Here is a 12,051-nt window from a genome sequence, read left to right on the forward strand (position 1 = left end):
AAACTTTGCCTCCTGCGTTGGCATCGCAATGTTTTTTGCAGTAAGGGAGCGTCTTCCCAATCTATGGAGAGTTCAACGCCATGAAACTGGCAGAAGACAGGGCATTGGTACTTTTCTCCGGCGGACAGGATTCTGCGACCTGTCTGGCCTGGACCCTGTCGCGCTATGCCCATGTGGAAACCGTCGGCTTTGCCTATGGCCAGCGCCACCATGTCGAGTTGACCGCGCGCCTTGATATGCGCCGGGAGATCGCGAGCCATTTCGAGGGCTGGGGCGTGAAGCTGGGGGAGGATCACCTCGTCGACCTGGAGGCCCTGTCAGCACTGGGCGAGACGGCGATGACCGGCGATGTGGAATTCCAGATGGCCGAAAGCGGCCTGCCCAATACATTCGTGCCCGGACGGAATCTCGCCTTCCTGGTCATGGCGGCGGCGCTTGCCTATCGCCGCAACATGGGCACGCTGGTCGGCGGCATGTGTGAGACGGATTTCTCAGGCTATCCAGACTGCCGCGCCGATACGCTGGAGGCGCAGATGCAGGCGCTGCGCCTTGGCATGGATGCCGGCTTCGTCCTGAAGACGCCACTGATGCACCTGACCAAGGGCGAGACCTGGGGTCTGGCCGAACAGGAAGGCGGCACCGAACTGGTCGACCTGATCGTGGAGCACAGCCACACCTGCTATCGCGGCGACCGGCAGCATCGCCACGACTGGGGCTATGGCTGCGGCACATGCCCGGCCTGCGAGCTGCGGGAGAAGGGCTGGAACGCGTACAAGGCTGCGCAAGGCCAGTCCGCATGAGCCGCATCTATTCGGTCAAGGAGATGTATTTCACCCTGCAGGGCGAAGGCGCGCAGACGGGCCGCGCCGCCGTGTTCCTGCGCTTTGCCGGCTGTAACCTGTGGACCGGGCGTGAGCAGGACAGGGGCCACGCCGTCTGCGATTTCTGCGATACAGACTTCGTGGGAACGGACGGGCCGGGCGGCGGCAAGTTCGAGACGCCGGCTGTGCTCGCCGAGACCGTGCGCCGGGCCTGGGATGTCGAGGCGGCACCGGGGGAGGGCATACCTTACGTTATCTGCACTGGCGGAGAACCGCTGCTGCAGCTCGATGCTCCGCTGATCGAGGCCTTGCACGCGGCGGGACTTCAGATCGGAGTAGAGACCAACGGCACGGTCGCAGCGCCCGCCGGGCTCGACTGGATCTGTGTCAGTCCCAAGGCCGACTCACCGCTGGTCCAGACATCGGGCGACGAACTCAAGCTCGTCTACTTTCAGGAAAAGGCACAGCCCGAGCGGTTCGCCGCGCTCGGGTTCTCGCATTTTTTCCTGCAGCCTATGGACGGGCCGCAGATTTCGCGCCATACAGCCGCCGCTATCGATTATTGCCGCCGCCATCCGCAATGGCGGCTGAGCCTGCAGACCCACAAGCTGACCGGGATCCCCTGACGCGCTTTTGCGGGCCGAACCAAAGAAGACGACTGACATGATGCGTATCGCCAAATCCGTGACCTTCGACGCGGCTCATTACCTGTCCCTCGCTTCAGACGAGCGGCCTTATTCGCGCATGCATGGTCATTCCTTCCGACTGACGGTGGAGCTGGAAGGCGAACCCGATCCGGTCACCGGCTGGGTCGAGGATTTCGGCGACATCAACGACGCCCTGTCGGACATTCATGAACAGCTCGACCATCGCCTGCTGAACGAGATCGAGGGCCTGTCCGTGCCGACGCTGGAGAATATCTGCATGTGGGTCGCTGACAAGCTGAAGGCCCGTTTCGCCGGGCTGGCCCGCGTGGTGGTCGAACGCCCGTCCAATGGCGAGGCCTGCACCTACACGATCAGACACTGAACCAGGCATGAACAAGCTCCAGGCATGAAAAAGCCGCCCCGAAGGGCGGCCTTTCCTCGATTATGCAGTCAGCCTGCTAGCTGATGAAGCGGGCGACCTTGTTGGCGGTGAAATAGAACCCGCGGTCGACATCCTGCCAGATGGCCGGGCGGCCGATACTGTCATTCAGGTCACCCTGATAGGTCTCGCTCAAATTAGCCAGCGTCCGGCCGTTCTCGCTCAGCGTGATCGCGACGGATGACTTGCCAGCATAGACCGACTCCTGGCTCAGGCTCGGCTGTTCGGAAATATCGGCCATGGTCGGCTGGTTCGCCGCCAGGTCGGTTATTCTCGCGCTGACGGTCAGCACACCGTCGCCGGGGCTGGCGACGATCTTCTTGGTCTTGCCGATCTCGCGCTTGAGCACGCGCTCCAGGTCGTCAGCCTTGGCTTTCAGGTCGCGTTCACGAACCGGACGGTCGGTGCCGCCAAAGCGGGCGCTGGACAGGCCGGATGTGCGCTCCGCGATCGAAGCGTCATAGCTGACGTCGGCGATATAGACTTTCTGGTATTCAGCGAACCGGCTGTCGCTGGTAATCGATACCTGGTCAAACTGGGCCGGTCCGGTCGTGCTGGCGCAGGCGCCTGCCAGAGCCAGTAGCGGTAGTGCGGCCAAGAGGCCGATATTCAGTTTAGTCATGGCAACCTCCAACTCCTCATCCCTCCGGGACAAGAATAACGCTGGATGCGCTATTTTGCAAAAGCCTGCTGCAGCACAGGTTCGTGATGAACCACCTGTTCAGCTTTCGCCTCGCGCAGGACCCGCATCGGGCCGAGGCCGCCATCGAGGACGAAAGACAGGGCAGCATTGTTCTGCTTCGTTTCGGCAGTGCCGGGAAGATAGGTAAAACGCCCTTTGTAGGTCATGGTATCAACTCCTTGTTGAACCAAATATGGGACCGGGCACCATGCTGGAACATGACAGTCCGATTAAGCCCGGGAAAGCTTTCTACCATTTAACCTGTGCTAAAAGGTTAACGAAAAAGCCCGGCCAAACCGCTGTATCGCGGGGCCGGGCTTTCATTCCTTAACGATCTTGTAGTGTCAGTCGGGCTTCATGCCGGGATTTGCCCGCGGTCAGTTCAGGCGCTCACGCACATTGGAGATCGCCCGGTCGACGAGGGCGGCCCCTGCCTGGGTGTCGAGACGGTCGCGCACAATCTGCTCTGCCGCCGTGACGGCCACATCTGCGGTCCGGTTGCGGACTTCGGCAATGGCATGGGCTTCGGCGCGGGCGATCTTGTCCTCGGCAGCCCTGGTGCGGCGCTCCAGTTGCTCGTCGAGCTTCTGGCGGGTCTCTTCTGCCATGCGCTTGGCGTCGCGCTTGGCCTGGTCGATGATCCCTTGCGCCTCTTCCTCGGCCTCGCGCTGGCGACGCTGATACTTGGCCAGCAGCTCTTGGGCTTCTTCACGCAGGTCGCGGGCCTGCTCGAGCTCGGAGGCAATGGTCTTGCCGCGGCGATCGAGCATGCCGCCGACCATCTTGTGCACGCCCGTGACCCAGAAGAGCAGGACGACGCACAGGAAGGGCAAGAGGGTCCACAGATAGGTGTCGAGCCAGATCGGTACCGATTCGTACTCGCCATAGCCATTGGCATCGACGGCCAGCTCTTCCTGGATGACCTCGCTGGCAGTCGGCTCTTGCGTTTCGCCCGTATCGTTCTGCGGGGCTTCTTCATATTGCAGCAGCATCATCATCAACCCTTACGAAGCTTGCGCGGCTTCAATGGCATTCTTGACGGCAGCATCGTCGGGCTGCTCGTCGATCAGCAGCTGCACGACAGCCTTGGTCGTTTCCACGGCCGCTTCGCTGACCTTTGCTTCCGCTGCGGCCTGCATCTCTGCGATACGGGCTTCGGCGGCGGCGATCTGCTGGTTCAGCTTCTCGTCCATGTCGGCCTGCATGCCGGCGATTTCCTCGTCGAGGGAGGCGCGTGTCTCCGCAGCGATGGAGGCTGCCTTGGCACGGGCATCGGCCAGCGCCTTGCGATAGGCTTCCTCAGCCTCTTCCGCCTCGCGCTTGAACTCGGCCGCCTTGTCGTAATCATCGGCGATGCGGTTGCGCCGCTCTTCGATGATGCCGCCCAGTTTCGGCAGGAACACCTTGTCCATCAGCCAGTAAAGCACGCCGAAGGTGACGGCGAGCCAGAACAGCTGGCTTGGAAATGTAGTGACATCCATCTGCGGGAGGCCGCTTGAACTTTCAGCGGCCTCTCCCGGTGCGAATGCCAAGATCATGAGAATCGGCGTCATGCCAACTCCCCTTTCAGCTTTGTGTTGGGATCGCCTGTCTTAGACGACGAACAGGATGATGATCGCAACGACGAAGGCCAGCAGGCCCGTGAATTCCGTCAGCGCGAAGCCGAGCAGCAGGGTCTGCTGGTTGCCGGCGGCGGCGGACGGGTTGCGGAAGGCACCTGTCAGGAACGAGCTGAAGATCATGCCGAGGCCGATGCCGGCACCGGCGAGCGGGAGGGCTGCGATGCCTGCACCGATCATTTTTGCTGCTTCTACGTCCATTTTTCTTCTCCTAAATGGTTCAAACTAGCGTTTTCAAGTGGACCGTTACTCCTGGTTCCGCGGCTGGCCCGGCATCCGCGCAGGAAACTGTTTTACCCGTCAGTGGCTCGGGTGCAGCGCGTCGTTCAGGTAGACGCTGCTGAGGATGGCGAAGACATAAGCCTGCAGAAACGCAACCAGCAGTTCGAGCAGGAAGATGGCGATATTGCCGAGGAACGGGAAGATGGCGAGCCAGCCGACCATCGGACCGGCAGCGAGCAGTGCCGTGATGAAGCCGGCGAAGATCTTCAGGATCATGTGCCCGGCCAGCATGTTGGCGAACAGACGAATGGCCAGCGAGATCGGACGCGACACGAAGGAGACGATTTCGATCAGCGGGATCAGCCACAGCAGCCACCATGGCACACCGGACGGCACGAACAGTTTCAGGAAGCCGAGGCCGTTCTTGTAGAAGCCATAGACCAGCAGGATGGTGATGGTGACCATGGCCAGCGCGAAGGTGACGATGATGTGGCTGGTCGGCGTGAAGGTGTGCAGCGCGTGCGGAGAGCCGGGAATGGTCGGCCACAGGCCCAGCAGGTTGCACGAGAAGATGAACATGAACAGCGTGAAGATATACGGGAAGAACTTCATGCCTTCCGAACCGCAGGCATCGCGCAGCATGTCGGCGATGAACTGGTAGAGCGCTTCACCGGCGGACTGCATCTTGCCCGGCACCATCTGCGCGCGGTTGGTCGCGGCGAACATGAAGACGCTGACTGCGACGACGCTAATCAGCATCCACAGGCTGGCATTGGTGAAGGAGATGTTCATGCCGGCGAGGTCGAGATGGATGATATCCAGAATCTCGAACTGCTCCATCGGCCCGGCCAGGGTGGCGAGTGCCGCCGTCATCGTCGTCATTGCTGTCATACCAGCCCCAAGTTACAGCGCCCGGCTTGGCGGGCTTGTCGCGCGCGGCGCGCAATCGTCAGCGCGCCTCTTATTCGTCTTTGCTCTCTTCTTCAAGAGCGGCGTTCATTTCATTCATCGCCCGGGACACATTCAGGATACCGGCGGCAAAGCCGATTGCCAGTCCCCCGAGCATGAACCACGGCTTGGTGCCGATCAACTGATCGATGCCGTAGCCGATGGCGCCGGCGACGAGAAGTGCCGCCAGCATTTCCGTACCGATACGGAAAGCCTGACCCAGCGCAGACCGTTCACCACGTTGCAGGTCCTCTACCGCATCGTCCTTCCGGCGGGACTTTTCCAGCCGCTCGCCGAAATCATCGATCGAGGGCAGATCGTCGTCTTCATGCCTGGAGTCCAAGGGTGTGCTCCTGCTGACCGCGTACGGGTAGCGTCAAATCGCGCGGTTTATAGCACGGCAAGGTTTGGGGTCAAGCACTCTATGCTTCCGCAAGTTATTGAAAAATATGGATATTTTTAAAAACTTCGCACGCTGTACGCCCGGCACCCGCATATGGGTGCTGCAATGCGAAAAAACCGCCGTGCCGGAGGGGTTTCCGGCACGCCTCAGGCATCGATTTGACCGTGGAAAAGCCTCAGATCAGGCTGTGCCGATCGCCGGTACGGCGAGGGCGGCGATGTGCCTCGTGGCCGTTGGTGCGGCCTGTCATGGAACCTGTTGCCGAGCCTGACATCGACTGGCTGACATGGCGCGACGCGCTTTTGCGGGCCAGCGGCAGTTCCCGCCCGATCGGACGCGAAGGCGCTGCATATTTTGCTGCAAAGCGGCCGGCATCGCGCGGCATGGCGGTTTCGCGCATGCCATACGCCATCTGCGGGCTGCTGCCCTTGCCCTTTGCCGAGCCCTTCGCAGATGCGCTTTCCTGCAATTCGCGCATGGCACGCGATGCGTTGTTCAGCGTGGTGCCGAGTGCCAGCAGGCCCCCAAGCAGCAAGATGATGATAAAAGCACTGATGACCCCAAAATTCGCCTGAAGATCGGCGATCAGCTGCTGCGCAACTTCAGCTTCCGACATAACCCCATTCACTCCCAAGATACCCTACGCAATTGGCTGGTATGATAGCCCTCAGCCCGGCAATAAGCCACATAAAACCTAGAAGGGCAAGCAAACAACAGCAATAAATCAAGAAAGCCAAAAGTTTTGAGATAAATGGCTAATGGCTATTGCGATGCAGCACATTTTCGGACAAGATGCCTCGTCGATATCAAAAAATGCGGCCCATGAGGGCTGCCTTTTATTGAGGGGTTTAAGTTATGAAAAAGATCTATCTCGCAGGGGCGATGGGCGCCCTGGCGTTGACCACCGGAGGCGCAGCCTTTGCGCAGGAAGGTGTCTCGGCGGAAACAGCCTTTGTCTTCAACACGCTGCTATTCATGATCATGGGCATGGTCGTGATGTTCATGGCAGCGGGTTTCTGCATGCTCGAGGCAGGCATGGTCCGTTCCAAGAACGCGGCCACGATCTGTCTGAAGAACATCACACTTTATTCCATCGCCACCGTCATGGTCTGGGTCGTCGGTTACGGCATCATCTATGGCGACAATCCGACCGGCTTCTTCGGCTGGGCAGGCTTCTTCTGGGGCCCTGATGATTCTGCCGCACTGGACACCGGCTATTCCTCGCATTCCGACTGGTTCTTCCAGATGGTGTTCGTTGCAACGGCTGCTTCCATCGTTTCCGGTACGGTTGCAGAGCGCATTCGCATCATGCCGTTCTTCCTGTTCACCGTGGCGCTGACCGGCTTCATCTATCCGGTCCAGGCCTCCTGGGAATGGGGTGGCGGTTTCCTCGATTCCAACTACGCCTTCTCCGACTTTGCCGGTTCCACACTGGTTCACGCGACAGGTGGCTGGGCTGCTCTTGCCGGTGCCATCGCCCTCGGCCCGCGCCGTGGCAAGTATGGTCCGAATGGCGAGATCAACAAGTTCGCCGGTTCCTCCCTGCCGCTCGCGACACTGGGTGTCTTCATCCTGTGGCTCGGCTGGTTCGGCTTTAACGGCGGCTCCCAGCTGGCTCTCGGCTCGCAGGGCGACGCGATTGCTGTCTCGCAGATCTTCGTCAACACCAACATGGCTGCCGCAACCGGCGTCATCACCGTCGTCCTTCTCTGCATCCTGCTGAAAGGCAAGGTCGATGTAGGTATGGCGCTGAACGGTGCTATCGGCGGTCTGGTTGTCATTACGGCCGAGCCGCTCGCACCGACCATTCCGATGGCGGCCCTGTGGGGCGTTATTGGTGGCGTTGCGATCTTCTTCGTTACCCCGCTGCTTGAAGCCATGCGTATCGACGACGTCGTCGGTGCCATCCCGGCTCACCTTGCCTGCGGCATCATCGGCACGATGGTCGTTCCGTTCTCCTATCTTGGTGTAGAAGACGGCCCGACCTTCCTCGGCCAGGCAGTCGGTGTCGGCTCGAATGCGATCTTCGTCTTCGGTACGTCGATCGTGCTGTGGTACCTCCTGCGCTTCACCATCGGCATCCGCGCCGGTGCGAAGGAAGAGGACGAAGGCCTCGATGCGTCCGAAACCGGCGGTTCCGCCTATCCGGATTTCGTGCCGAAAGAAGTACCGGCGCTCGGCGAATAAGCTGACGCCAAGCATACGGCAGCACTGCCTGAGCCACTTCGGTGAGGGGGGAGAGAGTGCTCCGCAAACAGACGGCCCGCTTATGCGGGCCGTTTTTTGTTGTGTCGGTGGCCGGGGGTAATGCAGTTATCCCCGCCTGTCAGGCATCGGCTATCTTGACCCAGGCGTCCCGCCCGTAAGAGAACCGCCATGGCCGCCGGAGCCATGGCGGGGCGGCGGGACCGGCGCAGCATGGCCCCCGTCCGTGGCACCCGGAGCGCACGGGCAGGGCGGCGAGTGAATGGTTGGCACGCGGAGCCTTTGCTTCGTGCCATTCCCGAGCCCTTGATGCCTGTAAGCCGCCGCGTGCGGGGCAACAGCCCTACATTTGCCTATAAGAGATATCTCGTGCCCCGCACGGTTTCTCTCCCCGCTATCCCTCCGGACCGTCAGGTTGCGGAGCTTGTCGTGCTGGCCAATAAAAAAGCCCGGCAGTTCGCCGGGCTTCTGAGTGGAATTGTTTCTTGCCTTACTCCGCCGCGACCATTTCCTCGGCGCGGTTGAGATCCACCGAGACGAGCTGGGACACGCCGCGCTCGATCATCGTCACCCCATAGAGCCGGTCCATGCGCGACATGGTCAGGGCGTGGTGGGTGATGATGATGAACTTGGTCTCCGTGTCTTTTGCCATCTGGTCCAGCATCGCGCAGAAGCGGTCGACATTGGCGTCGTCGAGGGGCGCATCGACCTCGTCGAGGACGCAGACCGGCGCCGGGTTCGACATGAACACGGCAAAGATCAGCGCGGTCGCCGTCAGGGCCTGTTCTCCGCCCGACATCAGCGACATGGAGGACAGTTTCTTGCCCGGCGGCGAGGCGAATATCTCAAGGCCGGCTTCCAGCGGATCGTCTGAATCCACCAGGCGCAGTTCGGCGCTGCCGCCACCGAAGAGGCGTACAAAGAGCGTCTGGAAGTGCTCGTTGACGGTATTGAAGGCATCGAGCAGGCGCTGGCGGCCTTCCTTGTTCAGGTTGCCGATGGCGGAGCGCAGCTTGCGGATCGCCTGTTCGCAATCCTCGCGCTCGACTGTCATGTCCTTAAGGCGCTGGTCGATCTCTTCCATCTCGACATCGGCGCGCAGGTTCACGCCGCCGAGATTCTCGCGCTCGCGCTTGTAGCGTTCAAGCTTGCGGTCGATCTCCTCGCGGGAGGGCAGGTCGGTGCCGTCCTTGTGTTCGGCAATCTCCAGCAGCTTTTCGGGTTCTGCCTCGCAGTTCTCCCGGGCAAGCTCTGTGGCGGAGCCGACACGCTCACGCGCCGCTTCCAGCTTGGCTTCCCGGCGGGCGCGTTCCTCGCGGGCGTTGACGGCTTCTGCTTCTGCTTCCTTCAGTGTACGGTCGGCGGTCCCGGCGGCTGACTGTGCTTCGGCAAAGGCATCGGCGGCATTGCGGCGGCGGGATTCGGCCGCTTCCAGTTCGGTGAACAGGCTCTTGCGCTTTTCTTCCACCGCTTCCGGAGCGCCCTGGGCGGCTTCCTGCGCGGCGATGGTTTCCGTCAGGCGGGTTTCGAGATCGCCGATACGTCCACCGGCGGTCTCCGCCCGGCTCGCCCAGACGCCCCGCTCGCGGGAGATTTCCTCAAGGCGCCTGGCGCGGATCTCCGCATCGCGGGCAAGGTCATTATAGGCAGCACGCGTCTCGCTTGCGGCATTGCGGCGCTCGGCCAGCAGCTCGCGGGCCGTTGCGACGGCATCGCGCAGGGCGCTCAGGTCCGGCAGGCGTGACAGGGCGTCCTCTCCCTCGCGCACGCTTGTCTCTGCCTCGGACTTGTCTTCGGACAGGCGCTCCAGCGATTCCGTCAGCGCAGAGAGCCGGGCGGAGGCCTGCTCGTATTTCTTCTCCATCGTGGTGAGGGAGGAGAGCGCATCGCGGGCGATGCGGCGGGCATCTTTCAGCGATTGCTCCGTAGACGACACGGCACTGTCTGCCTCGCGCACGGCGGCGGCGGCAATGTCGTGGTCGCCGGAAATCGCGATCAGGCGTTCCTCGGCCTCATCGATGTCGGCGTTGAGGACTTCCAGCCGGTTGCGATGCTCGAGGCGGATCGCGGCGGCGGTCTTGGCCTCGGCGCGTTGCACGAAGCCGTCCCAGCGCCACAGATCCCCGGCGCGGGAGACAAGCCGCTGGCCGGGCTGGAGTTTCGCAACCGCTTCCGGCGCGTCGGCAGCGTCGATGACACCGATCGCCTTCAGGCGGCGGGTCAGTGCGGGCGGCGCGGTGACGAGCGCAGCGAGGGCTTCTGCCTCCGGCGGCAGCGGCGCGGAGGAAAGCGGTTCTGCCCCGGCTTTCGACCAATGGCTCGCGGCCTCCTCATCGAGAGCGGCGTTCAGATCGTCGCCAAGCGCTGCGGCAAGCGCGTTTTCATACCCCGAGGCAACGCTGACGGATTCCAGCAGCGCCTCGAAACCATCATCCTCGCCGGCGGCGATGACGCGGCGAATGGCGTCTGCCTCTGCCTGCAATTCGACGAGATTGCGGTTCGCCTGGCTCTTCGGACCGCGCAGGGCTTCCTCGCGCTCGCGGGCCATGGAGCGGGCCTCGGCGGCACGCTGGGCCCGGGTCTCGCAACTCGTGACCTTTTCGTCGGATTCAGTGACCAGGCGGCGGGCTTCGGCGAGGGCCTGTTCTTCCGTGTCCGACAGTTTCAGCCCGGCGCGCTCCTCTTCCATGCGCGCGATCTGGCCGGTCAGGCGCTCGTAACGGCGGCGGGCCTCGTCGAGGCTTTGCGTCAGGGCGCGGCGTTCAGCTTCCTGCTCTGCAGCATCGGCATTCTTGCGCTCGTAATCGCTTTCAGCGTCGGACAGTTCCGCGGCTGCCGTATCACGGGCAGTGGCGGCGGCTTCCACGCGTCCGGCTTCGGCTTCCTGGCGCTCGCGCAGCTGGCCTTCCTCGGCCTCCAGCTGTTCCAGCGCCTGATCGGCATCGCCGCTCAGTTCCTTTTCGCGGGTGATGTCGCGCTCGATCTGGTCACGTTCCGACTGCAGACGATTTGCCTCGGCCTTTGCGCGGGCCAGCTCTGCATCGAGGCCTTCCATGGCGACATTCAGCCGGTGCAGGGCGGCGGAGGCTTCGGCCTCCTTCATGCGCAGCGGCTCGACCGCTTCATGGGTCTTCAGCTGGGCGGCGGAGGCGGTGGCGGCGACGCGGGCCGTTTCCTCGGTCAGCCCGTTGATCTCTGCCATCGCCGCTTCGGCGGCGGCGAGCGCCTCGGTTGCCTCGGCCCAGCGCAGATAGTTCGACATCGCCTCGGTACGGCGAATATCGCCCGACAAATTGCGATAACGGGTCGCCTGGCGGGCCTGGCGGGCAAGCGTTGCCCGCTGGGTTTCCAGTTCGCCGGTTACATCATCGAGGCGTTCCAGGTTGGTCTCGGCAGCGCGCAAGCGCAGCTCGGCCTCATGACGTCGGGTATAAAGCCCGGTAATGCCCGCCGCTTCTTCCAGCAGTTTGCGGCGGTTGGCGGGCTTGGCGTTGATCAGCTCGGAAATCTGGCCCTGGCGGACGAGGGCCGGGGAGTTCGCGCCGGTCGAGGCATCGGCGAACAGCAGCTGGATGTCGCGGGCGCGGGCTTCCTTGCCATTGACCTTGTAGATCGACTGCGAGCCTTCTTCCTTCTTCACGATGCGGCGGGAAATCTCCAGCAGATCGAGATCGTTGAACTCGACCGGCAGGTCCTTGCGGTCGTTCTGCACGGTCATGGTGACTTCGGCCCATTGCCGCGCGGGGCGCTGGGATGTGCCCGAGAAGATCATGTCTTCCATGCCGGACGAGCGCAGCGCCTTGGCGGAAGTGGCGCCCATGACCCAGCGAAGCGATTCCAGCAGGTTCGACTTGCCGCAGCCGTTCGGGCCGACAATGCCGGTCAGGCCCGGCCTGATCTCGAAATCGGTCGGCTCGACGAAGGATTTGAAGCCGACGAGGCGCAGCTTGTCGATTTTCATGCGCTTTTCTTTCCACTGGGCGCAAGGGCAGAACCCCGACACCACTATTCTAACCCCTTAATTTCCAACAGTTCCAGCCGCGCGATCGCTCCGATGGCTGATAC

General features: G+C 62.3%; 13 protein-coding genes. 4 read left to right on the top strand and 9 right to left on the bottom strand.

The features are described from left to right. Positions 1 to 80 precede the first annotated feature (80 nt). Genes queC through queD form a run of 3 tightly spaced genes read left to right on the top strand, consistent with a single transcriptional unit; the run spans position 81 to position 1,850 of the window. A complete protein-coding gene (gene queC, locus FF098_RS12415; RefSeq protein WP_155140949.1) occupies positions 81 to 800 on the top strand; it encodes a 7-cyano-7-deazaguanine synthase QueC in 720 nt (239 codons plus the stop codon). Beyond that, positions 797 to 1,447, top strand: coding sequence for a 7-carboxy-7-deazaguanine synthase (gene queE / locus FF098_RS12420; RefSeq protein WP_155140951.1), 651 nt, complete (start codon positions 797 to 799; stop codon positions 1,445 to 1,447). Before queC ends, queE begins: the two co-directional genes overlap by 4 nt. A 37-nt stretch (positions 1,448 to 1,484) precedes the next feature. After that, positions 1,485 to 1,850 (top strand): 6-carboxytetrahydropterin synthase QueD, encoded by a 366-nt coding sequence (gene queD, locus FF098_RS12425; RefSeq protein ID WP_155140953.1) that lies wholly within the window; start codon positions 1,485 to 1,487, stop codon positions 1,848 to 1,850. Between the two features lie 76 nt (positions 1,851 to 1,926). Here queD and FF098_RS12430 read toward each other — a convergent pair whose 3' ends face one another. The 8 genes from FF098_RS12430 to FF098_RS12465 form a co-directional block, all read right to left on the bottom strand. Then, positions 1,927 to 2,529, bottom strand: coding sequence for a DUF3313 family protein (locus tag FF098_RS12430; RefSeq protein WP_155140955.1), 603 nt, complete (start codon positions 2,527 to 2,529; stop codon positions 1,927 to 1,929). A 50-nt stretch (positions 2,530 to 2,579) separates the two neighbouring features. After that, positions 2,580 to 2,756, bottom strand: a complete 177-nt coding sequence (locus FF098_RS12435) for a hypothetical protein (RefSeq protein ID WP_155140957.1) — start codon at positions 2,754 to 2,756, stop codon at positions 2,580 to 2,582. 210 nt (positions 2,757 to 2,966) lie between these two features. Further along, positions 2,967 to 3,587 carry a F0F1 ATP synthase subunit B gene (gene atpF, locus FF098_RS12440; protein WP_229714580.1) on the bottom strand — a complete coding sequence of 207 codons (621 nt, stop codon included), beginning with the start codon at positions 3,585 to 3,587 and terminating at the stop codon, positions 2,967 to 2,969. Between the two features lie 6 nt (positions 3,588 to 3,593). Continuing rightward, positions 3,594 to 4,142, bottom strand: a complete 549-nt coding sequence (locus FF098_RS12445) for a F0F1 ATP synthase subunit B family protein (protein WP_155140959.1) — start codon at positions 4,140 to 4,142, stop codon at positions 3,594 to 3,596. Between the two features lie 39 nt (positions 4,143 to 4,181). After that, positions 4,182 to 4,409: a F0F1 ATP synthase subunit C gene (locus FF098_RS12450; RefSeq protein ID WP_155140961.1), complete on the bottom strand. Its 228-nt coding sequence runs from the start codon at positions 4,407 to 4,409 to the stop codon at positions 4,182 to 4,184. Between the two features lie 99 nt (positions 4,410 to 4,508). Beyond that, complete coding sequence (locus FF098_RS12455; RefSeq protein WP_373291495.1) at positions 4,509 to 5,312, bottom strand: F0F1 ATP synthase subunit A; 804 nt, start codon at positions 5,310 to 5,312, stop codon at positions 4,509 to 4,511. Between the two features lie 79 nt (positions 5,313 to 5,391). Continuing rightward, positions 5,392 to 5,721 (bottom strand): AtpZ/AtpI family protein, encoded by a 330-nt coding sequence (locus FF098_RS12460; protein ID WP_155140963.1) that lies wholly within the window; start codon positions 5,719 to 5,721, stop codon positions 5,392 to 5,394. 235 nt (positions 5,722 to 5,956) lie between these two features. Continuing rightward, positions 5,957 to 6,397 carry a hypothetical protein gene (locus FF098_RS12465; RefSeq protein WP_155140964.1) on the bottom strand — a complete coding sequence of 147 codons (441 nt, stop codon included), beginning with the start codon at positions 6,395 to 6,397 and terminating at the stop codon, positions 5,957 to 5,959. Between the two features lie 239 nt (positions 6,398 to 6,636). Here FF098_RS12465 and FF098_RS12470 point away from each other — a divergent pair, with 239 nt between their 5' ends. Then, on the top strand, positions 6,637 to 7,968 hold the full coding sequence (locus tag FF098_RS12470) for an ammonium transporter family protein (RefSeq protein ID WP_155140967.1): 1,332 nt from the start codon (positions 6,637 to 6,639) through the stop codon (positions 7,966 to 7,968). A gap of 508 nt (positions 7,969 to 8,476) precedes the next feature. Here FF098_RS12470 and smc read toward each other — a convergent pair. Then, positions 8,477 to 11,947: a chromosome segregation protein SMC gene (gene smc, locus FF098_RS12475; RefSeq protein ID WP_155140969.1), complete on the bottom strand. Its 3,471-nt coding sequence runs from the start codon at positions 11,945 to 11,947 to the stop codon at positions 8,477 to 8,479. Positions 11,948 to 12,051: the final 104 nt, after the last annotated feature.

This window comes from Aquisalinus luteolus (assembly GCF_009712425.2).
Taxonomy (GTDB): domain Bacteria; phylum Pseudomonadota; class Alphaproteobacteria; order Caulobacterales; family Parvularculaceae; genus Aquisalinus; species Aquisalinus luteolus.

Coding starts and splice junctions, on each gene's coding strand:
- queC (WP_155140949.1), top strand. CDS start 81: ATGAAACTGGCAGAAGACAGGGCATTGGTACTTTTCTCCGGCGGACAG.
- queE (WP_155140951.1), top strand. CDS start 797: ATGAGCCGCATCTATTCGGTCAAGGAGATGTATTTCACCCTGCAGGGC.
- queD (WP_155140953.1), top strand. CDS start 1,485: ATGATGCGTATCGCCAAATCCGTGACCTTCGACGCGGCTCATTACCTG.
- FF098_RS12430 (WP_155140955.1), bottom strand. CDS start 2,529: ATGACTAAACTGAATATCGGCCTCTTGGCCGCACTACCGCTACTGGCT.
- FF098_RS12435 (WP_155140957.1), bottom strand. CDS start 2,756: ATGACCTACAAAGGGCGTTTTACCTATCTTCCCGGCACTGCCGAAACG.
- atpF (WP_229714580.1), bottom strand. CDS start 3,587: ATGATGATGCTGCTGCAATATGAAGAAGCCCCGCAGAACGATACGGGC.
- FF098_RS12445 (WP_155140959.1), bottom strand. CDS start 4,142: ATGACGCCGATTCTCATGATCTTGGCATTCGCACCGGGAGAGGCCGCT.
- FF098_RS12450 (WP_155140961.1), bottom strand. CDS start 4,409: ATGGACGTAGAAGCAGCAAAAATGATCGGTGCAGGCATCGCAGCCCTC.
- FF098_RS12455 (WP_373291495.1), bottom strand. CDS start 5,312: ATGACGACGATGACGGCGGCACTCGCCACCCTGGCCGGGCCGATGGAG.
- FF098_RS12465 (WP_155140964.1), bottom strand. CDS start 6,397: ATGTCGGAAGCTGAAGTTGCGCAGCAGCTGATCGCCGATCTTCAGGCG.
- FF098_RS12470 (WP_155140967.1), top strand. CDS start 6,637: ATGAAAAAGATCTATCTCGCAGGGGCGATGGGCGCCCTGGCGTTGACC.
- smc (WP_155140969.1), bottom strand. CDS start 11,947: ATGAAAATCGACAAGCTGCGCCTCGTCGGCTTCAAATCCTTCGTCGAG.